We start from the raw sequence: 22,577 nt of genomic DNA, 5'->3' as shown, positions 1-22,577 counted from the left end.
AGGCGCTGCCGCCGTCACCACGTGGACGGGCGGCAGCTCCTCACCGGGGTCGGCTCAGACGACGGCGCCGTCGGCGCTGCGTCCGTCGTCGATCTGGGCGTACTTGTCGACGACCTTGGGCTTCCGCTCCGGGTCGTGCGGCCAGCGCTCCTCCAGCACGACCGCCAGGGCGGACGCGGTGAAGATCGTCGACAGGATGCCGATCGACAGGCCCAGGAGGAGGGCGATCGCGAAGTCGGTGAGCGAGTCGCCGCCAAGCACCGCGAGGGCGGCCAGGATGAACATCGCGCCGAGACCGGTGTTCACGGTACGCGGGATCGTCTGCAGGATCGCCTCGTTCACGACCTCGCGCAGCTTGCGGCCGCGGTTGTCGCCGGTGTGCTCGCGGATGCGGTCGAAGACCACGATGGTGTCGTTGACCGCGAGGCCGATGATCGAGAGGACCGCAGCCAGGAACACGCCGTCGATCGGCTTGCCCCACCAGGCGAAGATGCCGACGACCGTCAGCACCACCGACGCCATGGACAGCTGGGCCGAGACCGCGTAGGTCCAGCGGAACCGCCACGCGAGGTAGAGCATCTGGGCGGCGATCGCGATGCCGAAGGCGATGAGTGCCTTGTCGCGCAGCTCCTTGCCCAGGCTCGGGCCGATCAGCTCGTCCCTCTCCTTGGTGGCCTCGCCGGCCACGGTCTCGACCGCCTCCTCGACCTGGACGGCCTCCTCGTTGGAGATGTCGTCGAGCCGGACGGTGACGTTCTCGCTCTGTCCGTCGCCGGAGGACTCCTGCACGACGGCACGCGGGAAGCCCGCGTCGGAGACGGCCGTGCGGACGTCCTCGACGTCGGCCGTCTGGGCGGTGGAGAACTCCAGGATCCGGCCGCCGGTGAACTCGACACCGAGGTTGAGCCCGCGCAGCAGGATGCCGCTGACCGACACGCCGGCGACGACCAGCGTGATGGCGATCCACGTGCCGCTGCGCCTCATCAGGTCGGGACCGCGCTCGTTGAGCCACTTGCGCACGGGGCCGGTGTTGGCGATGCCGGTGACGCCCGGATGCTTGCGCAGCACGGACCTCTTCACGGCCCACTCGGTGAGCACCCTCGCGACCACCAGCGCCGAGAACATCGACGCGATCGTGCCGATGGTCAGCGTCACGCCGAAGCCCTTGACCGGGCCGGACGCCAGGACGAACAGCAGCGCCGCGGCGAGGATCGTGGTGACGTTCGAGTCGAGGATGGCCGACCACGCCTTGTTGAAGCCGGTCGTCAGCGACAGGTGGAGGTTGCCGTTCTTCTCGTACTCCTCACGCGCTCTCTCGAACACGAGCACGTTGGCGTCGATCGCCAGCCCGATGGCCAGGACGAAGCCGGCCAGTCCGGGCAGGGTCAGGGTGGCCCCGATCCAGACGAGCAGGCCGTAGGAGATGGCGGCGTACGAGGCCAGGCCGAGCGTGGCCATGAAGCCGATGGCGCGGTAGACGAGCACGATGAACAGGCCGGTCAGGATGATGCCGATGATGCCGGCCTCGATCGAGGCGTCGATGGCAGCGGCACCGAGCGTAGCGCCGACGGTGCGCTGCTCGATGACCTCGACCGGCACGGGGAGCGCGCCGCCCTTGATGAGCACGGCGAGGTCGTCGGCCTCGGCCTGGGTGAAGCTGCCGGTGATGCTGGTGTTGTTGCCGCCGCCGGACGTGCACAGCTCGGGCTGGACGGCGGGGGAGGAGATGATGTCCTCGTCGAGCAGGATCGCGACCCGGTTCCCGCCGGCGGTGTTGGCGCAGGCCGCGGCGACGAGGTCGCGCCAGCCCGTGCGGCCGTCGCCGGCGAAGTCGACGTTGACGACCCACTGGCCGATGCTGTTCTGAGGCTGGGCGGCCTGCGCGTCGGAGACGCCCTCGCCGTCGATGACCGTGGGTCCGAGCAGGAGCGGCTGACCCTGCTCGTCGGCGGCGACGATCTGGTCCTCCTCGGGCTCCTGGCCCTCGGTGGCCGGGCTCAGCACCTCGTGGAACGACAGCTGGGCGGTCTGGCCGATGACCTCGGCCGCCTCGCGGGGGTCCTGGACGCCGGGCAGCTCGACGATGATGCGCCGGTCGCCGGACTGCGCCAGTGTCGGCTCGGCCACGCCGAGAGCGTCGACGCGGCCACGGATGACCTCCAGTGCGCGGGCGGTGGACTCGGCGTCGGCCTCGATCCGGTCGGTGCTCTGGGTCTCGAGGACGATCTGGGTCCCACCCTCCAGGTCCAGTCCGAGGTTGGCCGGCTTGAAGTACGCGAAGGCGAGGGAGGCGGCGAGGACGGCGAAGGCCGTGATCGCGCGCCACAGGGGTGCACGGTTGCTCATGGAAGGACTTTCGAGGTGGTGGCGGGCTGCTGGACGGGGACGTCAGGCAGCCGGAGGACCTCGCCCGAGCGGTCGCGCCACCTGCCCGGGCACGGGCACGACGGCATGCGCCGGGGCCGCGCCGCGCTCGCTCTCGGGGAGCTCGTCCGCCTCGACCGGCGGGATCGACCACAGGTCGAGGTCCCGGTGGTCGGTGTGGTCGCCGGTGGACCGCACGTGGGCGGCGTGGTGCGTGGCCGACGACGCCTGCACGGTGGTGGCCCTGTGCTGCGGCGACGCCTGCGCGACCCCGACGCCGGCCACGAGGAACAGCCCGACCACGGCGGCGCACACGGCGGCGGCCAGCGTGCGACGGGGTCCAGGCATGCGCTGCAGTCTAGGCGACGTGCGCGTGGAGCCGGTGGACGCGGCCACGGGGGTCACCCGCCTGCTCGGGGTCCTAGTCTCGGTGGCATGGATCTCGCGCAGCGTCCCCTCGGTCATTCCGGCATCCAGGTGCCCGTGGTCGGCATCGGGTGCAACGCCTTCGGCAGTCGGATCGACGCCGACCAGGTCCAGGAGGTGGTCGATGCCGCGATCGAGCGGGGCGTGACGTTCTTCGACACCGCCGACACCTACGGGCTGGGTGCGAGCGAGGAGCTGCTGGGCGCCGCGCTGGGCTCGCGACGCGACGACGTCGTGGTGGCCACGAAGTTCGGCATGGACATGCAGGGCCGCAACGGCGACGACGGCGGGCGGCGGGGGAGCGCCGCGTACGTACGCACGGCCGTGGAGGCCAGCCTGCGTCGGCTCGGCACCGACCACGTCGATCTCTACCAGCTGCACACCCCCGACCCGCTGACGCCGGTCGAGGAGACCCTCGAGGCGCTCGACGCCCTGGTGCAGGCGGGCACCGTGCGCGCGATCGGCTGCTCGAACTTCCAGGCCTGGCAGCTGGTCGACGCCGACTGGCGCAGCCGGTCGGCGGACCTGGCGCGCTTCGCGACCGCGCAGAACGAGTACTCGCTGTACAACCGCACGGCGGAGGTGGAGCTGGTCCCGGCGTGCGAGCGGCTCGACGTCGGGCTGCTGCCGTACTTCCCGCTGGCCTACGGACTGCTCACCGGCAAGTACCGGCGCGGCGAGGACGCTCCGTCCGGGACCCGTCTCGCAGCGCAGTCGGAGCGGCTCGCCGGGGCCGACTGGGAGCGGATCGAGGCACTGCAGACCTTCGCCGACGAGCGGGACCTCACCCTCCTGCAGGTGGCTATGGGCGGACTGGCGGCCCAGGACGCCGTGACGAGCGTGATCGCCGGTGCGACCCGCCCCGAGCAGGTGCGCGCCAACGCCGACGCGGTCGGCTGGCTGCCGTCCGAGGACGACCTCGCGGCCCTGTCCGAGATCGGGGCCGCACGTCAGTCGTACACGACCTTCGCGCCCGCCTGAGGCGTCGGGACCGACCGAGGAGTGATGCGCCGGGCCGGGAAGCGCCTCACGGCGCGTGGCCGCTCGTAGCGGCTTCATTTGGGACCCGGGGCTTGCACCGACCCGGCGCTGAACCAGCCTAACTCGCTCGCCGGCCCACACAAGCGACGAGCCGACCTGACCTCGTGACACATTTCACGTGGGGCTGCGGAGCCCGTCAGTGCAGGGAGCCGGACCGCTCCAGCGCCGCTGAACGGCGCAGGTGCTGGGCCATGTCGAGGAGCCGGGCCGCGCTGTGCGCGTCGCCATCGTCGAGCTGTCCGCGACCTACTCCCACGATGTGGGCGAACGCGGCCGCCCGGTCGAGGACGACGTCGAGGTCGGTGACGACGATGCCGCGCACGACGGTGTCCACGAGCGCCACCACCTCGTCGGCGCCCGGGGGCTCGACGACGCCGGCGAGCACCTCGTGGACCGGCGCGAAGCTGCGGCCCGCGGCGAACTCCGCGGCGGCCTGCCGCGGTTGGCGGTGCACCCACTCACGCAGCAGGTACAACCGCCACAGGGCTCCCGAGAGCGTGTCGGGCGCGGCGTGCGACCAGAGCTCGGCGATGACGCCGAGTCCCTCGGCGTCGGAGAGGTGCAGCACTCGATCGACCAGCTCGCGGTCGTCGCGGTCCAGCGGGCCGCGCACCAGCAGGTGCGCGATGCGGTGACCGGCAGCAGCCACCTCGGCGGGGTCGGTGTCGTGCGCGAGCGCCTCGAACAGCTTCTGCCCCGGCAGGGACGGGCGATGGAAGTCGCTCATCGCGGGCACCGGGCTGGCATGGGCACCACCGTATCCGCCGGGGCGTAGCCCGCCACCGGATCAGGCCGCCGAGCCGACCGTCGCAGGCGTGCGACGCGGACGCAGGTAGATCCACAGCACCGGGACCAGGTACGCGACCCAGGCCACGACCTGCAGCACCGTGGGGTTCGGCTGGAAGTTCACGGTTCCCTTCAGCAGGGTCCCGTACCAGCTGTCGGGCGGGATGGTGTCGGACACGTCGAACGCGAGCGTGCCGAGACCGGGCAGGATGCCGGCCTCCTGCAGGTCGTGGATCCCGTAGGCGAGGACACCGGCCGCGACCACGACGAGCAGCGCGCCGGTGACGGTGAAGAAGGTCGCCAGGTTGATGCGGACGGCTCCCCGGTAGATGAGGTAGCCGAGGCCCACCGCGACGAGGATGCCGCTGATCGCCCCGACGAACGGCTCCGCCGTGTAGCTGCCCGAGATGGTGGCCCAGATGATGGCGGCCGTCTCCAGGCCCTCGCGACCCACCGTCAGGAACGCCACCGTGGCGATCGCCAGGGGTCCGAGCTCGACGGCGGTGGCGAGCTCTCCCTCGAGCTCGCGCTTGAGCCCCCGTGCGGTGCGCCGCATCCAGAAGATCATCCACGTGACCAGCGCTGCGGCCAGGATCGACAGCGTCCCGCCGACGGCCTCCTGCCAGACGAAGGGCAGCTGCTCGAACACGAGCGTGACGACCGTGAACACCACGACCACGAGGGCGATGGCACCCCCGACGCCGAGCCAGATGTACCGGGCGTCGTGGCGTCGGTCGGTCCGCACGAGGTAGGCCAGCAGGATGCTGACGACGAGGCTGGCCTCGAGTCCCTCGCGCAGGCCGATCAGGAAGTTGGCGAGCACAACGACATGCTACTCAGGTTCGCCTTGCCTGACAGGGCTGCGGCTGTGAGATCGCCTACGGCTGCAGGGCGGCGGCCAGGTCGGTCGCGACGAGCTCGACCTGCCACGGGCGGGCGCCGGCCTCGGCCAGCGTGTCGCCGACGTGGGCGACGTCAGGAGTGCTCGGGGGCTCCCAGGCCAGGGCGCGGACCAGCCCGGGGGAGATGAGGTTCTCGGTCGGCAGGTCGTTCTCCTCGGCGATGCGCGCGACGGCCTCGCGGGCGGCGGCCAGGCGCGCCGCGGCCTCGGGGTGCTTGTCGGCCCAGGCGCGCGGCGGAGGCGGTCCGTCGCGGTTCGGCGTGGAGTGCGGCAGCTCGTCCTCCGCCAGGGCCAGTCCCTCCTCGACGGCGTCGAGCCACTCCTGGACGAAGCGGCGCGGACCACGCGAGCGCATGACCGAGAGCTGCCGGAGCGCGGAGGCGTCGCGCGGTGCCTCGCGGGCGATCTCGAGGATCGAGGCATCGGGCAGGATGCGGCCCGGGGTGGTGTCGCGCTGCTCGGCGATGCGGTCACGCGCCTCCCAGATCGCTCGGACGAGACCCAGGGTCCGTCGACCCCGGGCGCGGTGGATGCCGGAGGTGCGGCGCCAGCGCTCCTCGCGCTGAGGTGCCCCGGTGAACGACAGCAGGGCCTCGAAGTCCTGGGCCGCCCACTCCCGCTTGCCGGTCCTCTCGAGGTCGGCCTCGATCAGGTTGCGCAGCTCGATCAGCACCTCGACGTCGAGCGCCGCGTACTCGAGCCACGGCTCGGGCAGCGGGCGGGTGGACCAGTCGGCCGCGGAGTGCTCCTTGGCCAGGCTGAGCCCGAGGTAGTGCTCCACGAGGGAGGCCAGCCCGACCCGGGGCAGGTTCAGCAACCGCCCGGCGAGCTCGGTGTCGAACAGTGCGGTGGGACGCAGGCCGATCTCGGCCAGGCACGGAAGGTCCTGGGTGGCGGCGTGCAGGATCCACTCCGCGTCACCGATCGCCTCGTCGAGGTCGGTGAGGTCGTCGAACGCGATCGGGTCGACGAGACCGGTGCCGCTGCCGTCGCGTCGCACCTGGACCAGGTAGGCGCGCTGGGAGTAGCGGTAGCCGGAGGCGCGCTCGGCGTCGAGGGCGACGGGCCCGGAGCCGAGGGAGACCCGGGCGCAGTAGTTGACGTAGTCGTCGACGGTGTCGATGACCGGAGGGAGCGGATCACGCAGCTGCAGGCGCGGCAGCGGGGGAGCGACCTCCTCGCTCCCGGGCGTGTCCGACGCGGACGAGCTCAACGACGTCCTCGACGTCGCTGCAGCGGGACCACCCCGGGGCTCAGCGGGGGGAGCCCGGCGAGGGTGCACAGCAGCTCGGACCAGGCCGCGACGTGGGCGCCGACCTCGGAGGTGGGCGTCCACGACGCGCGCACCTCGACCTGGGCGGACCCGGCGTCGTCGGCCATCTCGCCGAAGGTCTCGGTGGTGACGACCGTGACGCTCCCGCTGGCTGCCGTGTGCGTGCCGCCGTGGGTCGCGAGCGCGTCGACCAGCCAGCTCCAGCCGACGCTGGCCAGGGCGGGGTCGGCGGCCATCTCGGCCTCGACCTCGGCGCGGGCGAAGGTGACGCAGCGGAACTCGCCGTTCCAGGCGTCGTTGCCCGCGGGGTCGTGGAGCAGGATGAAGCGCCCGGTGGCGACGTCGTCGCCGGCGACCTCCACGTCGCCGCTGAGCGCGTGGGCGTGCGGGGCGATGCGCTGCGGTGCCGGGATCTCGTCGATCGCGACCTCCGGGCGCAAGGGTGCGGCGTGCAGCTGCTCCAGGGCAGCCAGGAACGCTGGAGGAGTGTGATCGATCTCGCTGCGGACGCCCACAGGCCGATCGTAGGCACTCCGGGCCGCGTCGGGGTCCCGACACGCAGGGCCCGGCACCGCGGCTGCACCCTTCGGCCCTGTCCCTGCGAGAATCGGCCGGTGAGCACCTCCCCCTCCGACATCACCGCCGACAGCGACTTCCTGCGCGCCTGCCGTGGCGAGCCCACGAGCCGCGTCCCCGTGTGGTTCATGCGTCAGGCGGGCCGGCACCTGCCCGAGTACCTGAAGATCCGCGAGGGCGTGGCCATGCTCGACTCGTGCTTCTCGACCGACCTGGTCGTGGAGATCACGATGCAGCCGGTGCGGCGCTACGGCGTCGACGCCGCGATCTTCTTCTCCGACATCGTCGTGCCGCTGAAGGCCATCGGCGTCGACCTCGACATCGTCCCCGGGACGGGGCCGGTCATCGCCGACCCGATCCGCCGCCGGGGTCAGCTGGAGCAGCTGCGCCGGCTCGAGCCCGACGACGTCGAGAGCATCGCGGCCGCGGCCCGCGCCCTCGTCGGCGAGCTGGGCTCGACGCCGCTCATCGGCTTCGCCGGGGCGCCCTTCACGCTGGCGTCCTACCTCGTCGAGGGCGGGCCCTCGCGCGACCACCGCATCACCAAGCAGCTCATGTACTCCCAGACCGGCCTGTGGAACGACCTGCTGGAGCGGCTGTCCCACATCGCGGCGGACTTCCTGCGGATCCAGGTGGAGGCCGGCGCGTCGGCCGTGCAGCTGTTCGACTCGTGGGCCGGGACGCTCTCGCCGTCGGACTACGAGACCTACGTGGCGCCCCACTCGCGTCGGGTGCTGGAGTCCGTGGCCGACCTCGGCGTGCCGCGCATCCACTTCGGTGTCGGCACGGGCGAGCTGCTCGACCAGATGGGCGACGTCGGCGCCGACGTCGTGGGCGTGGACTGGCGGGTTCCGCTCGACCGCGCCATCGAGAAGGTCGGGCCGGGCCGGTCGGTGCAGGGGAACCTGGACCCGACGCTGCTGTTCGCGCCGGCCGACGTGCTGCACACGAAGGCCGCGGCGGCCATCGAGCGCGGGCGCAGCGCCCGCGGCCACGTCTTCAACCTGGGGCACGGGGTGCTGCCGCAGACCGACCCCGACGCCGTGAAGGGCCTGGTGGACTTCGTGCACGGGTACGAGCGGGTCTGATGCGCGTCGCGGTGGTGGGCGCCGGCATCGCCGGGCTGACGGCGGCGCTCGACCTGGTCGAGGCCGGGTGCGACGTCGTCGTGCTCGAGGGATCGGACCGGATCGGCGGGAAGCTGCACGTCGACCGGGTGGGCGACCTGCGGGTCGACGTCGGGGCCGAGTCGCTGCTCGCGCGACGTCCCGAGGCCGTCGACCTCGCGACACGGGTGGGCGCCGAGCTCACCCACCCCGCGACCACGTCGGCGTCGATCTGGACCCGGGGGGCCCTGCGGCCCCTGCCGCCGACCGTCATGGGCGTCCCGGCCGACCTCGACGCCCTCGAGGCCTCGGGCATCGTCGCCGAGCGGCCCGCCGGGCACGCCCTTCCCGTGCCCGAGGACGACGTCTCGGTGGCCGCCTTCCTGGAGCCGCGTCTCGGCCGGGAGGTCGTGGACCGGATGGTCGAGCCGCTCCTCGGTGGGGTCTACGCGGGGCACGCGGACCGGCTGTCGCTGCGGGCGGCGGCGCCGCAGGTGCTGGCCCTCGGCGAGGACCCCCTCGCGGGCGCCGCTCGGACCCGGGCGGAGACCCGCACGCTGGAGACCCCGGTGTTCGCCGGGATCGTCGGCGGGGTCGGCACCCTGCCGCACCGCGTCGTCGAGCACGGCGACCTCGACGTCCGGCTGCGGTCGACCGTCCGCGCGATCACTCCCGTCGACGGCGGCTGGGAGCTCCACGTCGGGCCGACCTCGGCCATCGAGACCCTGGCCTTCGACGCCGTCGTCGTGGCCGCACCCGCGCCGGCCGCTGCGCGCCTGCTCGCGGAGGCCGCGCCGCCGGCGGCGTTCTCCCTCGCGGCGATCGACTACGCCTCGATGGCCATCGCGACCTTCGTGCTCGACGGCCCGATCGACGTCGAGGGATCCGGGTTCCTCGTGCCGCCGATCGACGGCACGGTCGTGAAGGGCTCCACCACCTCGACCCACAAGTGGGCCTGGCTGGCCGAGCTCGCCGGGGACCGCACGGTCGTGCGGGCGTCGATCGGCCGCGCAGGCGACACGGGGGTGCTCCACCAGGACGACGAGCAGGTCGCTCACCTGGCGCTGACCGACCTCGCTGCGGCGTACGGGTCGCTCCCGTCCGTGCAGTCCGCCCACGTGCAGCGCTGGGGCGGTGGGCTCCCGCAGTACGACGTCGGCCACCTGTCACGGGTGGCGACCGTCGAGGCCGCGGTGGCCCGGGTCGACGGCCTCGAGGTCTGCGGCGCGGCCTACCGCGGCGTCGGGGTGCCCGCCGTGATCGGGTCGGCGCGAGAGGCCGCAGCCCGCCTCCTCGCCCGCTAGACGAGCGGGGGAGGATGGTGCCATGAGCGATCGTCTGCCGAACCAGGGAAAGCTGGCCAAGGAGATCAACGAGACCATCCGCTACACGATGTGGTCGGTCTTCAGGCTCGAGCGGGTGCTCGGCGACGCCGACCGTGCCGCCGAGGCGGCGGAGGTCGACGCGCTGGTCGAGCGTCTCGCGGGTGACGACGTGGTGGTCCGTGGCTTCTACGACGTGAGCGGCATGCGTGCCGACGCCGACCTGATGGTCTGGTGGCACGCCGAGACCGCCGAGGCGCTCCAGGCGGCCTACAACGCCTTCCGGCGGACCGCGCTCGGCTCACGCATGGCGCCGGTGTGGTCCCAGACCGCGCTGCACCGCCCGGCCGAGTTCAACAAGTCGCACGTGCCCGCCTTCATGGCCGACGAGACGGTCCGCGACTGGGTGTGCGTGTACCCGTTCGTGCGGTCCTACGAGTGGTACCTGCTCCCCGACGAGGAGCGCCGCGCGATGCTGAAGGAGCACGGCATGCAGGCCCGTCCGTACCCCGACGTGCGCGCCAACACGGTGGCCTCGTTCGCGCTGGGCGACTACGAGTGGCTCCTGGCGTTCGAGGCCGACGACCTGCACCGCATCGTCGACCTCATGCGCGACCTGCGCGCCAGCACCGCCCGCCGCCACGTCCGCGAGGAGATCCCCTTCTACACCGGCCGTCGCCACGACCCCGCCGGCCTCACCGCCCTCTGGCCCTGAGCCGTCACCGCGATTCCCATCAGCTGATGGGAATCACGAGCCCACCATGGCTTTCACTCACTCACCATGGCGTGCACGCCATGGTGAGTGGGTGAGAACCAGGGTGAGCGAACAGATCAGTCGGGGACCTGCGTCAGGCTGATGCCGTTGATGCAGAAGCGCTGGTCGGTGGGGGTGGGGAAGCCCTCGCCCTCGAACACGTGGCCGAGGTGCGAGCCGCAGCTCGCGCAGCGGACCTCGACGCGGCGCATGCCCATCGAGCGGTCCTCGATGTACTGGACGCGGTCCTCGGCCAGGGGCGCGTAGAACGCCGGCCAGCCGCAGTGCGCGTCGAACTTGGTGTCGCTGCGGAAGAGCTCGGAGCCGCACGCCCGGCAGGCGTACGCCGCCTTCGTCGTGTCGGTCTCGAAGGAGGAGCTGAAGGGCCGCTCGGTGCCCGCCTCGCGGAGCACGTGGTACTCGGCGGCGCTGAGCTCGGCGCGCCACTCCTCGTCGGACTTCTCGACGTCGTAGCTGTTCTGTTCCACCTGGTCGGACATGTCTCCAGCCTACGTTCAGGTGCAAGTGTCCACGCGTTCACGAGCGTGTGGGAGGAACGACCCTGTGGACCTGCGACGTGTGGTGACGACCGGACTGCTGGTGACGACGACGGCCACCGTGGCGGCTGCACTCGGTGCCCGTGCGGTGCTGCAGCACCAGGCGGCGACGGCGCGCGCGGCCATCGGCAAGCCCCTGGGTGAGGACGCGCCGCGCGCCGACCGGGTCTTCAAGAAGCGGCTCGGCGCCACGATCGACCTGCTGGTCCTCGGCGACTCGATCGCGGCCGGGCTGGGTGCCGACGGTCCGCGGGGCACCCTCGGGGCGCGGTTGGCGCGTCAGGTCGCCAAGCGGACCGACCGTGCGGTGCGCCTGCGCACGGCCGCCGTGGTGGGGTCCGAGAGCAGCATGCTGGACGCGCAGCTGGCCACCCTCCCGCTCGACTACGTCCCCGACGTCGCGATCGTCGTGGTGGGCGGCAACGACGTGACGCACCGGGTGCCGGTGGCGGAGTCGGCCGGGCACCTCGAGAAGTGCGTCGTGGCCCTGCGGGCGAAGGGCAGCGCCGTCGTGGTGGGGACGTGCCCGGACCTCGGCGCGCTGACCCCGGTGCCGCAGCCGCTGCGAGCGCTCGGGGCCCGCGCGTCACGCCAGCTGGCGTCGGCCCAGCGCGAGGTGGCCCTGCGGCACGGCGCCTACGTGGTGTCGCTGGCCGACGTCGTCGGTCCGTTCTTCGTCACGAACCCGGACGAGATGTTCAGCCTCGACCGGTTCCACCCCAGCTCGCTGGGCTACAAGCGCACGGCGAAGGCGATGCTGCCGTCGGTGCTGGCAGCGCTGGGCGAGCACGACGAGGTGCCCTTCGGCCACGCCTGGCCGGTCCTGGCCGACCCGGTCAGCGGTCGCGCACCCACCGGGTGAGCAGGGTCCCCTCGACGTCGATCGCGTGCGCGAGGCGGAGGGGCACGTCGGTCGCCTCGTCCCCGACGGAGATCCGTCGGCCCTCGCCGGCCACGAGCACGGGCGAGAGCGTCAGGCACAGCTCGTCCACGAGGTCCAGGGTGGTCAACGTGCCGAGCAGGGACGGCCCGCCCTCGCACAGCACGCGCCGAAGTCCGCGCCGGCCGAGCTCGTCCAGCACAGCAGACCAGTCGATGTCCGCGTCGCCGGTCGTGAGCACCTCGACGCCGGCCGCCTCGAGCGCGTCGACCTTCTGCCCGTCGACGTCGGCCGGTGCCACGACCAGGACCCCGGGCACGCGCAGACGCTCGGGTACGTCGAGGCTGCGGCTCACCAGGGCCAGCACTCCGTCGTCGACGGGGCCGTAGTCCTCGGCGCGCGCCGTGCCGGCGGACACGAGGACGACGTCGCACAGGTCGCGCAAGAGGTCGAAGGTGGCCTGGTCGGCGTCGGTGCCGAGCATGCCGGAGACGCCGTCCGCGCCCTGGGCGGAGCCGTCCACGCTCGACACGAAGTTCACGCGGACCCAGGCCCGGTCGACGTCGGGGTAGGCGTAGAGCGCGGGGTCGATCGTCGGCAGGGCCATGACGCACAGCCTAGGTACGGTGACGCCATGACGCAGACCCTGAGCAGCACGCTGTCGGGCACCACCTCCCTCGCCGACGTCGACTCGAGGTCGACGCCCGGCTTCGACGGTGTGAAGGAGGACGGCGTCGCGGCCCTCGCGGCACTGGGCCCCGAGCTGGCCGACCTGCAGGAGCGGCTCCATGCCGAAGGCACCACCGGGGGTGAGCGGTCCGTCCTGCTCGTCCTCCAGGGGATGGACACCTCGGGCAAGGGCGGCGTCATCGAGAAGGCGGTCGGGCTGGTGAGTCCGCTCGGGGTGCGCATCGCCTCGTTCAAGAGACCTACCGAGGAAGAGCTGGCGCACGACTTCCTGTGGAGGATCGAGCAGCAGCTGCCGGCCGGCGGCGTGCTGGGCGTGTTCGACCGCTCCCACTACGAGGACGTGCTCATCGGTCGCGTGCGGTCCCTCGCCGACGACGCGGAGATCGAGCGACGCTACGAGGCGATCAACGACTTCGAGCGTCGATACGTCGACGGCGGCGGCACGATCCTCAAGTGCCTGCTGCACATCAGCCCCGAGGACCAGGCGGAGCGCCTGGCCGCGCGCCTGGACGATCCCACCAAGCACTGGAAGTTCAACCCGGGCGACATCGACGAGCGTGAGCTCTGGGACGAGTACCAGGCCGCGTACGACCTGGTGCTCCAGCGGACGTCCACCGAGCATGCGCCGTGGCACGTCGTGCCCAGCGGGCGCAAGTGGTACCGCAACTGGGCGGTCGGCACGCTCCTGCTGGAGGCGCTGCGCGGCCTCGACCTGAGCTGGCCGGAGGCCGACTACGACGTCGACGAGCAGCGGGCGCGTCTCGCGGGGTCCTGACGGTCACCGCCGGCGGAGCACGCGCGCCAGGAGCGGCGCCAGCAGCAGCACGAGGACCAGCCGCAGCAGCTGCACGGCCGTCACGAAGGTCACGTCGCCGCCCGTCGACGTCGAGGTCGCGAGCACCGCGTAGAGCCCGCCCGGGGTGGTCGCGAGGTAGGCGTCGAGCCGCGTGCTCCCCGTGGCGTCGGCCAGGGCGATCCCGAGACCGGCGCAGGCGACGAGGGTGAGCGTGATCGAGACCGCTGCGGTGGGCAGCATCCTGGCGATGGAGCGCAGGCTCTCGAGGGTGAACCGCAGTCCCACCTGCACCCCGATCGCGAGGTAGCCGAGTCCGGCGACCCACGTCGGGACGACGGCGTCCTGGAACCACGGCACGGCGGGCAGGGCCGCGGCGGTGACCACCGGCCCGAGGATGGCCGGCGACGGCAGGTGGGCGACGCGCCCCAGCAGCAGCCCGGACCCGACGGCGACCGCGCAGAACACCAGGTCGACCGGGCCGCCGAGCACGAACGCGTCGTCGCCGGCCGCGGCGCTCTCGTGGAACACCAGGCCGACGACCACCGGGAGGCTGAACAGCACGACGAGCACCCGGAGGTACTGCAGCACCGTCACGACGCGGTCGTCCGCGCCGAGCTCGCGCGAGAGGGCCGTGATGCCGGACGCGCCGCCGGCGATGGAGGCGAAGGCCGCGGTCACGGGGGAGATGCCGCGGTGCAGGAGGAGGAGCTGCCCCGCGAGGACGCTGACGGCGACCGTCGACGCCGAGACCGCCAGCACGACGGGCCACGAGGAGCCGAGGTCGGCGAAGGTCCCCGCATCAACCGACGACCCGACGATGGCGCCGACCACGCCCTGGCCGGCGAGGGAGAGCCAGCGCGGCGCCTCGAGTCGTCGCGTGGCGACGAGGGCGTACACGAGAGCGCCGACGAGCCCGCCGAACAGCAGGGCCGACGGCACCCGTGCGAGCACGAGCAGCGCCGAGGCGACGACGACGAGCGCCCCGAGACGCGACCAGGCCCGCATCCCGGAGACGCTAGTGCCAGGGATGCGGGCCTGCTGCGGTGGATCGCCGCGTCGAGGCGATCAGGTGAACAGCGCGTCGAACGACACCAGCTGGACGGCGCCCACGGCGTAGCGCGCCAGGATGACCTCGGCGATCTCCTCGTCGACGCCGAGCGGCTCGGCCACGGCCACGGCGCCGGCCTCGTAGGCCAGCTCCTTGACGCGGTCGGGCAGGAAGCCCGGGGCCAGCATCAGCTGGCCGACCGCGATGTTGCGACGCCCGTCGGCCCGGTGGGCCCGGACGGCCTCGCCGGCGGCGGGAGGGGCGCTCGACGCGAACGCGGCGATCGTGGGGAGCTTGTGGTGGGCGCCCCAGGCCCGGGCAGCGCGCGCGATGGTGGCGTTGGCGATGGCGTCGGAGGAACCGGCGCCCGCGAGCACCAGTGCATCCAGCTCCCGGACCCGGTTCTCGCGCAGCACGTCGCGCAGCCGTCGGTCGAGCACACGGAAGAACGCGGACTCGATGCCGAGCACGTCGGTCACCTGGATCCGGATCCCGTCGTGCCGCGCGCGAGCGGCCTCGGCGGCCTCGGGCACGTCGACCTTCGCGTGGTAGGCCTCGGTGAGCAGGAGCGGCACGAGGACGATCTCGCTGTGCCCCTCGGCCACGAGGCGGTCGACGACGCTGTCGAGGCTCGGCTCGGAGTGGTCGAGGAACGCCGTCGTGACGCGGAGGTCGGGACGCATGCACGACACGAGCTCCGTCAGGGCAGTGATGGTGGCGGCGGACCGCGGGTCGCGGCTGCCGTGCGCCAGGGCGATCAACGCTGGTGCAGTCATGCTGTCCTCCTTCCAGAGGGCTCGGTCGTGCTGGGTGGGGTGGGGCGGAGAAGGCCGATGTAGCCGAGGCGGAAGGCCCGCTGACACGCTCGGCACTCCCACTCCCCGTGGGTCTCGCCGTGCGGCCGCAGGTCCTCGTCCGCGCAGTACGGGCAGTGGAACGGGGTGGCTCGACCTGTCATCGCAGGACCTCCTCGTCGGCGCGGGCGACCCAGCGGGCGAAGGACTCGTCGCCGTCGCGCTGCTCGAGGTAGGTGCGCGAGAGCTTCTCGACGTAGTGGGGGAGCTGCTCGCCGGTGACCTTGTGGGCGCGGAGCTTGCGGCCGAACCCGGCCTCGAGCCCGAGGGCGCCGCCGAGGTGGACCTGGAAGCCCTCGACCTGCTGGCCCTGCTCGTCCAGGACGAGCTGGCCCTTGAGGCCGATGTCGGCGGTCTGGATGCGGGCGCAGGAGTTCGGGCAGCCGTTCACGTTGATCGTGATCGGCGAGTCGAGCTCGGGCACGCGCTGCTCCAGCTCGTCGACCAGGTCACGGGCACGCGCCTTGGTCTCGACGATGGCCAGCTTGCAGTACTCGATGCCCGTGCAGGCCATGGTGTTGCGGCGCCACTGCGAGGGCCGGGCGTACAGGCCGAGGGCGGCGAGGGCGTCCACGAGCGACTCGACGCGGTCCTCCTCGACGTCGAGCACGACGAGCTTCTGCATGGGCGTCGTGGCGACGCGGTCGGAGCCGTGCGCCTCGACGACGTCGGCCACCTGGTTGAGCAGCGTGCCGGAGATGCGACCGACCGTGGCGGCCACGCCCACGTAGTACCGGCCGTCCTTCTGGCGGTGCACGCCCACGTGGTCGACCGGGGTGGTGGGTACCTCGGGGGCCTCGAGGTCGACGAGGGAACGCTCGAGGTACTCGGTCTCGAGCACCTCGCGGAACTTCTCGATGCCCCAGTCGGCCACGAGGAACTTGAGCCGCGCACGCGAGCGCAGACGTCGGTAGCCGTAGTCGCGGAAGATGCTGACGACGCCCTCCCACACCTCGGGCACCTCGTCGATCGGGACCCAGACGCCCACCCGCTGGGCGAGCATCGGGTTGGTCGAGAGCCCGCCACCGACCCAGAGGTCGAAGCCCGGGCCGTGCTCGGGATGCTCGGCGCCGATGAATGCGATGTCGTTGATCTGCGGGACCACGTCGTGCCCGGGGTGGCCGCTGATCGCGGACTTGAACTTGCGCGGGAGGTTGGAGAACGCGCGGTCGCCGATGTAGCGGCTCTCGATCGCCTCGATGGCCGGACGGCCGTCGATGATCTCGGCCTCGCTGATGCCGGCCACGGGGGAGCCGAGGATGACGCGGGGGCAGTCGCCGCACGCCTCCTGGGTGGAGAGTCCGACGGACTCCAGACGCTCCCAGATCGTCGGCATGTCCCGGACGTCGATCCAGTGGTACTGCACGTTCTGGCGGTCGGTCAGGTCGGCGGAGTCGCGGGCGAAGTCCACCGAGATGTCCGCGATCGTCCGCAGCTGTCGGAGGTCGAGCTGGCCGCCGTCGACGCGGACGCGGAGCATGAAGTAGCGGTCGTCGAGCTCCTCGGGCTCGAGCGTCGCGGTCTTGCCGCCGTCGATGCCGGCCTTGCGCTGCGTGTAGAGGCCCCACCAGCGGAAGCGGCCACGCAGGTCGCCGGGGTCGATGCTGTCGAACCCGCGGTGCGCGTAGATGTTCTCGATGCGGGCGCGCACGTTGAGCGGGTTGTCGTCCTTCTTGGACTGCTCGTTGGCGTTGAGGGGCTCGCGGTAGCCGAGCGCCCACTGGCCCTCACCACGGCGACGACGTGCCGTGCGTGCGGGGGGCGGGGTGGTGCTCGAAGTCATGAAGGTCCTCGGGAGAGGACGCACGACGGTCGCGTCCGACGGACGGTGTCGTCGCGCGTCGCGGAAGGGTCAGCGGGCGCGCGGATCAGCGACAGATCATCGTGTGCGCGCGGCCGAGGTCCACGTGGAGACGCTCCACGAGCCAGACGGTCTGCGCGATCAACATGCGGACAGTCTGGTCAGGTCGTGGATGCCCCCACAACTGGAATGTCCATCATCTGGACCATGCGTCCAACATGTGGAACTCGGTGAGAGTTCCGCCTGGAACGGCGCGTGGCTGCGTGACCTGAGTCACGCAGCGTGCGGGGACACCCAGGAGACCACGAAGGTGCCCAGCGCCGTCCCCACGAGCACCGCCCCGGCCACCACGAGAGCCACGGGCCAGGCGACGACCCCGGCGACGGCGAGCCCCAGCAGGGCGCCCGGGTGCGCCGCGGCCGCGAGTCCCACGCCCAGCACCGCGCCGGAGGTGACCGGCCCGGCGGCGGCCCAGGCCACGGCGCCGGTGTCGGCGGCCAAGGTGGTCCACGCCAGGACGAGTCCGGCCACCAGTCCCAGCACCCCACCGGTGACGAGGCCGGGCTCGTCCCACACGAGCGATCCTCCGGGCAGGTCGAGTGCGGTCACCGCCGCGCCTGCTGCCACGGCTCCGACCACCTGGGCGGCCAGCGTCGGCAGGGCTCCGCCGACCGCGGCGCGGCCGACCAGGGTCAAGGAGACCAGCTGCGCCGGCCCGGTGAGGGCGAGACCCGAGGTCTCCGAGGTGTCGTGGAAGCCGGCCAGCCAGGCGGCAGCCACGGCGACGACCGCCACCGCGGCCACGGCCGTGGCCGGATCCGTGGCCCGCAGCGACCAGGCGGCGACCGCGGTCGTGAGGGCCGCCGTGACGGCAGCGACGGCGAGCGGCTTCACGCGCACGCCTCGGACGTGCGGGCGGCGCGGGCCCGTTCGACGCGGTTCCGATCGGCGCCGTCCCGATCGACGTGGAGGATCGCCTGACGCGACGGTGCGCAGCGGAGGGGATGCATGTCGATACCGTAGGGCCATGGCGGCTGAACGGGTAGCACGCCCGGCGGCTGTCGACCTGCTGGCGCGGGTCACGGCACGCACCGTGTCGCGCTGCATCACCCACCGGGTCACCGGGCTCGCGGCCGAGGCCGCGTTCTTCGCGATCCTGTCGTTGCCGCCGCTCGTCTTCGGGCTCGCCGGCACGATCGGCTTCGTCGCGGAGCGCTACGACGTCGCGCAGGTCGACGTGCTCAAGGACCGCGTGCTCGACCTGTCGTCGCAGGCCCTGACCCAGGGCACCGTCGACCAGGTCATCGCGCCGACCCTGGACGAGGTGCTGAGCTCGGGCCGCATCGACGTGGTGTCCATCGGCTTCGTCCTGGCCCTGTGGTCGGGGTCGAGGGCGCTCAACGTCTTCCTCGACACGATCTCGATCCTCTACGGGCTCGGCGGGGTGCGCGGCATCGTCAAGACCCGCGCCCTGTCGTTCTCGCTGTACGTGGTGGCGCTGGCGCTCGCGATCATCGTGGTCCCGCTCGTCCTGGCCGGCCCGGAGGTGGCGGCCTCGATCGTGCCCTCCCAGCTGTCGGTGCTGGAGCCGCTGTACTGGCCGGCGGTGCTGCTCGTCTCCGTGGGGTTCCTCGCGTCGCTCTACCACCTGGCCGTCCCCGTGAAGGTGTCGTGGCGCTCCGGGCTGCCGGGGGCCTTCTTCACGATGGGCCTGTGGATCGGTGGCAGCCTGCTCGTCCGCTGGGCCCTGGGGTTCTCCACCGGCGGCACGTCGATCTACGGCCCGCTGGCGGCTCCGATCGCCGTGCTGCTGTGGTTGTACGTCCTGTCGATCGCGGTGCTCATCGGTGCTGCGATCAACGCCTCGCTCGACGAGCAACGCCACCCCCGCGCCGACCGCTAGGATCGGCGCCTGTGAAGGGTTTGCGGAAGGTGGCTGCGCTCGTCGTCGTGCTCCTGGGCGTGGCAGCGCTGCTGTTCGCCCTGCGGTCCTGCAGCAGCGACGACGACGCCGGTTCCGACCCCGAGTCGACCGCGTCGGCCGAGCCGACCGCGCCGCCGTCGTTGGCGCCGGCCAAGATGTCGACGACCAAGATCGAGCGGACCATCAAGGCGCGTCTGGACCAGAACGCAGGGCGCCCCACCCGCATCGAGTGCCCGGAGCGGGTGGCGCAGAAGATCGGCACCACCTTCGACTGCGAGGTGTTCTTCGACGACGAGCCGGACACGGCCGCGATCGCGACGGCCGCGGTCGAGATCGACGGCCCCGACGGCCACTACGTGTGGACGTCGACGCCGAAGTCGCAGGGGGAGTGACCATGTCCGGTGCACGCAAGGTGCTTCCGTGGCTCGTGCTCACGGTGCTGGTCCTGGCCGGCGGCGTCTTCGGGCTGCGGTCGTGGGTCGGCACCGACGCGGCGTCGGACGACTCCGCCTCGCCCGGTGTGGTGAGCGAGTCGGTCGCGCCGACCCCGTCGGCCAGCGTCTCGGCCTCGCCCACGGCGGAGCCGACCCCCAGTGAGACCCCGTCGGCCACGCCGACACCGACGCGGACCACCGCGGCCCCGCGGGCCACGTCCGCTCCGCGCCGCACCGCGGCCCCGGCGCCGCGCACCACCCGGACCACCGGCGCCGTCGTGGCGCGCATCAGGTCCTCGCTCGACGCCAAGGGCGAGCCGACGTCGGTCTGGTGCCCGCCTCGGGTGTCCGCGGCCGTGGGGACCACCTTCACCTGCACCGTGGCCTACGCGTCTGCCCCGGCCACGGTCATCGCCGACGCGACCGTGCGGATCACCTCCCGTCAGGGTCAGTTCACCTGGCGGTCGAGCTCGCGGTCCTGACCGACGCTGCGCCGTCCTCGGCGCGGCCTCGGCGAAGCTGCGCGGTCCCGGACCCCCGCGCGGGAGTCCGGGACCACTGGCACGCGCAGCTGTGGTCTCAACCAACGGTGCTGCCCTGCACGTTCCCCGGCCCGAGGAGTCCGAAACACACCCGGTCAGAGGGAGCGGACGTCTCGATCGGGATCCGGCGCAGGACGAGGCCCGAAGGTGCCGGTCGTCACGGCATCGCGGCGCCGGCCCGTGGCGTCGACCGCAGGCCGCGGAGGGGCTCACATCGGTGCGGTGGACTTCGCGAGGGACCTGCCGTCGCCGGCTGTCGGCCTGATGTCCAGGCCGGCGGCTCGGGTCGGCTTCTCGACGGAGACGTCGCCGACGTCGTGGAGCGCGCAGACCGGCACGGCGAAGCGCGCGTCGTCCAGCTCCAGCTGCGACAGCGTGGACGCCGTCTCGTGGCAGTTGACCTCCGCGCACTTCATGCACCGATGGTGCGCCGCGATCGGCGTTTGCGCCAGTCGCCGTGCCGATCGTTCATCTGCCGGTCGTCGAGGGCCGCGTCGGGGGAGCGGCAGCGGCGGGCCGTAGCCGGGCTGCCGGGAGCCAGTTCAGGACGACGGCGCCCTCGGGCAGGATCATCGCGACGTGGGCCCACCACTGTCCGTCGCGTCGCTGCCACGTGATCAGCAGCCCCGGGTAGGGCGCCATGTCCGGGTGCTTCGCGGACGGGGCGACCCAGACGTGCCGGATCCGCTCGGCCCGCTCGAGGTGGTCGGCGGGGGAGCGGTCTCCGTAACGACGGTTGGCGCCCACCGGGCGATCGTACTCGAACGGGTGATCGAATGCGACGGAGCGTGGTCGGACGTGACATGGAGAGACGGCCCGGACTCTTCGAGCGTCCAGAGCCTTCTCGACCTGGGTGTTGCCCGGTCCGAGCCGGTGCCTTCTCCGTGCCAGCGCGTGGCCTGTCACGAGCCGCGGGTCGGCGTGAAGATGAGTGGACCCCCGGCTCGGCATGGGAGTGGGTGAGCCGGGGGTCGTGCGCGCGCAGGTGCATTCCACCACGTGCGCGCTTCACACGGCGTGGGGCGACTGTGAAGCCGTCGCGGAGCACCAGGACGCGGTGCTGGGGGCGGGCGAGCCGCTGTGAGGAGAAAGACGAGAAGGCCCCGGATTCGGCGAGATTCCGGAGCCTTCTCGAAGTGGGCGATACTGGGTTTGAACCAGTGACCTCTTCCGTGTCAGGGAAGCGCGCTACCGCTGCGCCAATCGCCCGAGGGTGGTGCTGTTCAGTTGGTGCGTCGTGTCGAGGTGGGTACGGGATTTGAACCCGTGTACACGGATTTGCAGTCCGTTGCCTCGCCTCTCGGCCAACCCACCGCTGGATGGGTATGGAGACCCTCCGAGCGGACAACGAGATTCGAACTCGCGACCCTCACCTTGGCAAGGTGATGCTCTACCACTGAGCTATGTCCGCATTCGCACCGTTTCCGGCGCGGGAAGAAACATTAGCCGATGGGCTCCGGCGCACCAAACGGGGGGTCGTCGTCGGCGGGGGTACGGTGGCGACATGCGCGCCTGGGTGGACGGACGAGTCCTCGGATCACCGGAAGAACCGGCCATCAGCGTCCTCGACCACGGGCTCGTGGTCGGCGACGGAGTCTTCGAGACCATCGCCGTCGACCGCGGGGTGCCGTTCGCCCTCACGCGCCACCTCGAGCGGCTGGCCGGCTCGGCCGAGGGCCTCGGCATCGGGCGCCCCGACCTCGGCCTCCTGCGGGAGGGTGTCGCCGCCACGATGGACGGGCAGGACCTGCCCTTCGGTCGGATCCGCATCACCGTGACGTCCGGCCGGGGCCCCCTCGGCTCGCCGCGCGGCGACCACGGGCTCACGCACGTGGTGGTCACCGAGCCGGCCGAGCGTCCGCCCTCGGTCGCGTCGATCGCCACCGTGCCGTGGCCCCGCAACGAGCGCGGCGCGCTGGCCGGGCTCAAGACCACGTCGTACGCCGAGAACGCGAAGATGGTCGAGGCCGCTCGGGCCGCGGGTGCGTCGGAGGCCGTCATGCCCAACACGCAGGGCCACCTCTGCGAGGGCACGGGGTCGAACATCATGTACGTCCTCGACGGCACGCTGGTCACGCCTACGCTGGCGTCAGGCTGCCTCGCGGGCATCACGCGTGCCCTCGCCCTCGAGTGGCTCTCGGCCGAGCTCGACGTCGTCGAGCGCGACGCACCCATCGAGGTGCTGGCCGATGCCGACGAGGTGGTGCTCGTCGGCACGACCCGCGACATCCAGGCCATCTCCCACGTCGACGGCCGCGCGGTCGGCGCGGCCCCCGGCCCGATCACCCAGCAGGCGCAGGCCATCTGGGCGCGCGAGGCGGCCAAGCACTCCGACCCGTAGGGAACCGAGTGGGACCGTCGTGGAGACGTGCGTTAAGGTTCTGTGCGTCCCCGGGCGATTGGCGCAGTGGTAGCGCGCTTCGTTCACACCGAAGAGGTCACTGGTTCGAACCCAGTATCGCCCACCGACACCGAAGCCCCCGGCCCAGCGCCGGGGGCTTC

Annotated in this window: 24 protein-coding genes and 4 tRNA genes; 11 read left to right on the top strand and 17 right to left on the bottom strand. The window is 72.3% G+C overall.

The features are described 5' to 3' along the window. Nucleotides 1-54: 54 nt before the first annotated feature. Together secD and RQG84_RS15240 are read right to left on the bottom strand one after the other, a co-directional pair. Nucleotides 55-2,346: a protein translocase subunit SecD gene (secD, locus tag RQG84_RS15245; RefSeq protein ID WP_311210690.1), complete on the bottom strand. Its 2,292-nt coding sequence runs from the start codon at nucleotides 2,344-2,346 to the stop codon at nucleotides 55-57. 42 nt (nucleotides 2,347-2,388) lie between these two features. Beyond that, nucleotides 2,389-2,712, bottom strand: a complete 324-nt coding sequence (locus tag RQG84_RS15240) for a hypothetical protein (RefSeq protein WP_311210689.1) — start codon at nucleotides 2,710-2,712, stop codon at nucleotides 2,389-2,391. A gap of 87 nt (nucleotides 2,713-2,799) precedes the next feature. On the opposite strand from RQG84_RS15240, the gene RQG84_RS15235 reads away from it, so the two are divergent. Then, on the top strand, nucleotides 2,800-3,771 hold the full coding sequence (locus tag RQG84_RS15235) for an aldo/keto reductase (RefSeq protein WP_311210688.1): 972 nt from the start codon (nucleotides 2,800-2,802) through the stop codon (nucleotides 3,769-3,771). 196 nt (nucleotides 3,772-3,967) lie between these two features. On the opposite strand, the gene RQG84_RS15230 is transcribed toward RQG84_RS15235, so the two are convergent. The 4 genes from RQG84_RS15230 to RQG84_RS15215 are packed head-to-tail and all read right to left on the bottom strand — an operon-like array spanning nucleotide 3,968 to nucleotide 7,306. Further along, complete coding sequence (locus RQG84_RS15230; RefSeq protein WP_311210687.1) at nucleotides 3,968-4,558, bottom strand: hypothetical protein; 591 nt, start codon at nucleotides 4,556-4,558, stop codon at nucleotides 3,968-3,970. A 60-nt stretch (nucleotides 4,559-4,618) separates the two neighbouring features. Beyond that, a complete protein-coding gene (gene efeU, locus RQG84_RS15225; RefSeq protein WP_311210686.1) occupies nucleotides 4,619-5,440 on the bottom strand; it encodes an iron uptake transporter permease EfeU in 822 nt (273 codons plus the stop codon). A gap of 55 nt (nucleotides 5,441-5,495) precedes the next feature. After that, a complete protein-coding gene (locus tag RQG84_RS15220) occupies nucleotides 5,496-6,731 on the bottom strand; it encodes an HRDC domain-containing protein (protein WP_311210685.1) in 1,236 nt (411 codons plus the stop codon). After that, on the bottom strand, nucleotides 6,728-7,306 hold the full coding sequence (locus tag RQG84_RS15215; RefSeq protein WP_055965937.1) for a DUF3000 domain-containing protein: 579 nt from the start codon (nucleotides 7,304-7,306) through the stop codon (nucleotides 6,728-6,730). The genes RQG84_RS15220 and RQG84_RS15215 overlap by 4 nt, the downstream gene beginning before the upstream one ends. 99 nt (nucleotides 7,307-7,405) lie before the next feature. On the opposite strand from RQG84_RS15215, the gene hemE reads away from it, so the two are divergent. The 3 genes from hemE to hemQ are packed head-to-tail and all read left to right on the top strand — an operon-like array spanning nucleotide 7,406 to nucleotide 10,510. Then, nucleotides 7,406-8,455, top strand: coding sequence for a uroporphyrinogen decarboxylase (gene hemE, locus RQG84_RS15210; RefSeq protein ID WP_311210684.1), 1,050 nt, complete (start codon nucleotides 7,406-7,408; stop codon nucleotides 8,453-8,455). Further along, a complete protein-coding gene (hemG, locus tag RQG84_RS15205) occupies nucleotides 8,455-9,777 on the top strand; it encodes a protoporphyrinogen oxidase (RefSeq protein WP_311210683.1) in 1,323 nt (440 codons plus the stop codon). The genes hemE and hemG overlap by 1 nt, the downstream gene beginning before the upstream one ends. A 22-nt stretch (nucleotides 9,778-9,799) precedes the next feature. Beyond that, a complete protein-coding gene (hemQ, locus tag RQG84_RS15200; protein WP_311210682.1) occupies nucleotides 9,800-10,510 on the top strand; it encodes a hydrogen peroxide-dependent heme synthase in 711 nt (236 codons plus the stop codon). A gap of 116 nt (nucleotides 10,511-10,626) precedes the next feature. Here the strand turns inward: hemQ and msrB are convergent, their stop codons facing one another. Then, on the bottom strand, nucleotides 10,627-11,049 hold the full coding sequence (msrB, locus tag RQG84_RS15195; protein ID WP_055965946.1) for a peptide-methionine (R)-S-oxide reductase MsrB: 423 nt from the start codon (nucleotides 11,047-11,049) through the stop codon (nucleotides 10,627-10,629). 64 nt (nucleotides 11,050-11,113) lie between these two features. Between msrB and RQG84_RS15190 the strand changes: the two genes are divergently transcribed. Further along, entirely contained in the window at nucleotides 11,114-11,968 is an 855-nt protein-coding gene (locus tag RQG84_RS15190) for an SGNH/GDSL hydrolase family protein (protein ID WP_311210681.1), read from the top strand. Here the strand turns inward: RQG84_RS15190 and RQG84_RS15185 are convergent. Further along, on the bottom strand, nucleotides 11,943-12,593 hold the full coding sequence (locus tag RQG84_RS15185; RefSeq protein ID WP_311210680.1) for a dihydrofolate reductase family protein: 651 nt from the start codon (nucleotides 12,591-12,593) through the stop codon (nucleotides 11,943-11,945). The genes RQG84_RS15190 and RQG84_RS15185 overlap by 26 nt on opposite strands. 27 nt (nucleotides 12,594-12,620) lie before the next feature. Here RQG84_RS15185 and RQG84_RS15180 point away from each other — a divergent pair, with 27 nt between their 5' ends. After that, nucleotides 12,621-13,451, top strand: coding sequence for a PPK2 family polyphosphate kinase (locus tag RQG84_RS15180; protein WP_311210679.1), 831 nt, complete (start codon nucleotides 12,621-12,623; stop codon nucleotides 13,449-13,451). Between the two features lie 3 nt (nucleotides 13,452-13,454). Here RQG84_RS15180 and RQG84_RS15175 read toward each other — a convergent pair whose 3' ends face one another. From RQG84_RS15175 to RQG84_RS15160, 4 genes are all read right to left on the bottom strand, one after another. Further along, nucleotides 13,455-14,477, bottom strand: a complete 1,023-nt coding sequence (locus RQG84_RS15175) for an AbrB family transcriptional regulator (RefSeq protein ID WP_311210678.1) — start codon at nucleotides 14,475-14,477, stop codon at nucleotides 13,455-13,457. 60 nt (nucleotides 14,478-14,537) lie between these two features. After that, nucleotides 14,538-15,296, bottom strand: coding sequence for a sirohydrochlorin chelatase (locus tag RQG84_RS15170; protein WP_055970569.1), 759 nt, complete (start codon nucleotides 15,294-15,296; stop codon nucleotides 14,538-14,540). Nucleotides 15,297-15,474: 178 nt separating this feature from the next. Beyond that, nucleotides 15,475-17,157, bottom strand: coding sequence for a nitrite/sulfite reductase (locus RQG84_RS15165; RefSeq protein WP_311210677.1), 1,683 nt, complete (start codon nucleotides 17,155-17,157; stop codon nucleotides 15,475-15,477). Between the two features lie 291 nt (nucleotides 17,158-17,448). Next, the gene (locus RQG84_RS15160) at nucleotides 17,449-18,069 is read right to left on the bottom strand and encodes a hypothetical protein (protein WP_311210676.1); all 621 of its coding nucleotides are present in this window, start codon (nucleotides 18,067-18,069) and stop codon (nucleotides 17,449-17,451) included. 133 nt (nucleotides 18,070-18,202) lie between these two features. Here RQG84_RS15160 and RQG84_RS15155 point away from each other — a divergent pair, with 133 nt between their 5' ends. Genes RQG84_RS15155 through RQG84_RS15145 form a run of 3 tightly spaced genes read left to right on the top strand, consistent with a single transcriptional unit; the run spans nucleotide 18,203 to nucleotide 20,015 of the window. Then, nucleotides 18,203-19,078, top strand: a complete 876-nt coding sequence (locus RQG84_RS15155) for a YihY/virulence factor BrkB family protein (RefSeq protein WP_311210675.1) — start codon at nucleotides 18,203-18,205, stop codon at nucleotides 19,076-19,078. 11 nt (nucleotides 19,079-19,089) lie between these two features. Continuing rightward, on the top strand, nucleotides 19,090-19,491 hold the full coding sequence (locus RQG84_RS15150; protein WP_156366964.1) for a DUF4333 domain-containing protein: 402 nt from the start codon (nucleotides 19,090-19,092) through the stop codon (nucleotides 19,489-19,491). Between the two features lie 2 nt (nucleotides 19,492-19,493). After that, nucleotides 19,494-20,015, top strand: a complete 522-nt coding sequence (locus RQG84_RS15145; protein ID WP_311210674.1) for a hypothetical protein — start codon at nucleotides 19,494-19,496, stop codon at nucleotides 20,013-20,015. Between the two features lie 269 nt (nucleotides 20,016-20,284). On the opposite strand, the gene RQG84_RS15140 is transcribed toward RQG84_RS15145, so the two are convergent. From RQG84_RS15140 to RQG84_RS15120, 5 genes are all read right to left on the bottom strand, one after another. Next, nucleotides 20,285-20,491, bottom strand: coding sequence for a hypothetical protein (locus RQG84_RS15140; RefSeq protein WP_311210673.1), 207 nt, complete (start codon nucleotides 20,489-20,491; stop codon nucleotides 20,285-20,287). Between the two features lie 52 nt (nucleotides 20,492-20,543). Continuing rightward, a complete protein-coding gene (locus RQG84_RS15135; protein WP_311210672.1) occupies nucleotides 20,544-20,822 on the bottom strand; it encodes a hypothetical protein in 279 nt (92 codons plus the stop codon). A 390-nt stretch (nucleotides 20,823-21,212) separates the two neighbouring features. Further along, nucleotides 21,213-21,284: transfer RNA gene (locus RQG84_RS15130), tRNA-Val, on the bottom strand. 34 nt (nucleotides 21,285-21,318) lie between these two features. Continuing rightward, nucleotides 21,319-21,389, bottom strand: a tRNA-Cys gene (locus RQG84_RS15125). Between the two features lie 25 nt (nucleotides 21,390-21,414). Next, nucleotides 21,415-21,486: transfer RNA gene (locus RQG84_RS15120), tRNA-Gly, on the bottom strand. A 93-nt stretch (nucleotides 21,487-21,579) separates the two neighbouring features. Here RQG84_RS15120 and RQG84_RS15115 point away from each other — a divergent pair. Further along, entirely contained in the window at nucleotides 21,580-22,416 is an 837-nt protein-coding gene (locus RQG84_RS15115) for an aminotransferase class IV (protein ID WP_311210671.1), read from the top strand. Between the two features lie 52 nt (nucleotides 22,417-22,468). After that, nucleotides 22,469-22,540 (top strand) — tRNA-Val (locus tag RQG84_RS15110). Nucleotides 22,541-22,577: the final 37 nt, after the last annotated feature.

Source organism: Aeromicrobium sp. WCS2018Hpa-31, assembly GCF_031843905.1.
In the GTDB taxonomy this organism is placed as follows: Bacteria; Actinomycetota; Actinomycetes; order Propionibacteriales; family Nocardioidaceae; genus Aeromicrobium.
This window is presented reverse-complemented; position numbering and strand designations above follow the sequence as displayed.

Coding starts and splice junctions, on each gene's coding strand:
- secD (WP_311210690.1), bottom strand. CDS start 2,346: ATGAGCAACCGTGCACCCCTGTGGCGCGCGATCACGGCCTTCGCCGTC.
- RQG84_RS15240 (WP_311210689.1), bottom strand. CDS start 2,712: ATGCCTGGACCCCGTCGCACGCTGGCCGCCGCCGTGTGCGCCGCCGTG.
- RQG84_RS15235 (WP_311210688.1), top strand. CDS start 2,800: ATGGATCTCGCGCAGCGTCCCCTCGGTCATTCCGGCATCCAGGTGCCC.
- RQG84_RS15230 (WP_311210687.1), bottom strand. CDS start 4,558: ATGAGCGACTTCCATCGCCCGTCCCTGCCGGGGCAGAAGCTGTTCGAG.
- hemG (WP_311210683.1), top strand. CDS start 8,455: ATGCGCGTCGCGGTGGTGGGCGCCGGCATCGCCGGGCTGACGGCGGCG.
- hemQ (WP_311210682.1), top strand. CDS start 9,800: ATGAGCGATCGTCTGCCGAACCAGGGAAAGCTGGCCAAGGAGATCAAC.
- msrB (WP_055965946.1), bottom strand. CDS start 11,049: ATGTCCGACCAGGTGGAACAGAACAGCTACGACGTCGAGAAGTCCGAC.
- RQG84_RS15185 (WP_311210680.1), bottom strand. CDS start 12,593: ATGGCCCTGCCGACGATCGACCCCGCGCTCTACGCCTACCCCGACGTC.
- RQG84_RS15180 (WP_311210679.1), top strand. CDS start 12,621: ATGACGCAGACCCTGAGCAGCACGCTGTCGGGCACCACCTCCCTCGCC.
- RQG84_RS15175 (WP_311210678.1), bottom strand. CDS start 14,477: ATGCGGGCCTGGTCGCGTCTCGGGGCGCTCGTCGTCGTCGCCTCGGCG.
- RQG84_RS15170 (WP_055970569.1), bottom strand. CDS start 15,296: ATGACTGCACCAGCGTTGATCGCCCTGGCGCACGGCAGCCGCGACCCG.
- RQG84_RS15165 (WP_311210677.1), bottom strand. CDS start 17,157: ATGACTTCGAGCACCACCCCGCCCCCCGCACGCACGGCACGTCGTCGC.
- RQG84_RS15155 (WP_311210675.1), top strand. CDS start 18,203: ATGGCGGCTGAACGGGTAGCACGCCCGGCGGCTGTCGACCTGCTGGCG.
- RQG84_RS15145 (WP_311210674.1), top strand. CDS start 19,494: ATGTCCGGTGCACGCAAGGTGCTTCCGTGGCTCGTGCTCACGGTGCTG.
- RQG84_RS15140 (WP_311210673.1), bottom strand. CDS start 20,491: ATGAAGTGCGCGGAGGTCAACTGCCACGAGACGGCGTCCACGCTGTCG.
- RQG84_RS15115 (WP_311210671.1), top strand. CDS start 21,580: ATGCGCGCCTGGGTGGACGGACGAGTCCTCGGATCACCGGAAGAACCG.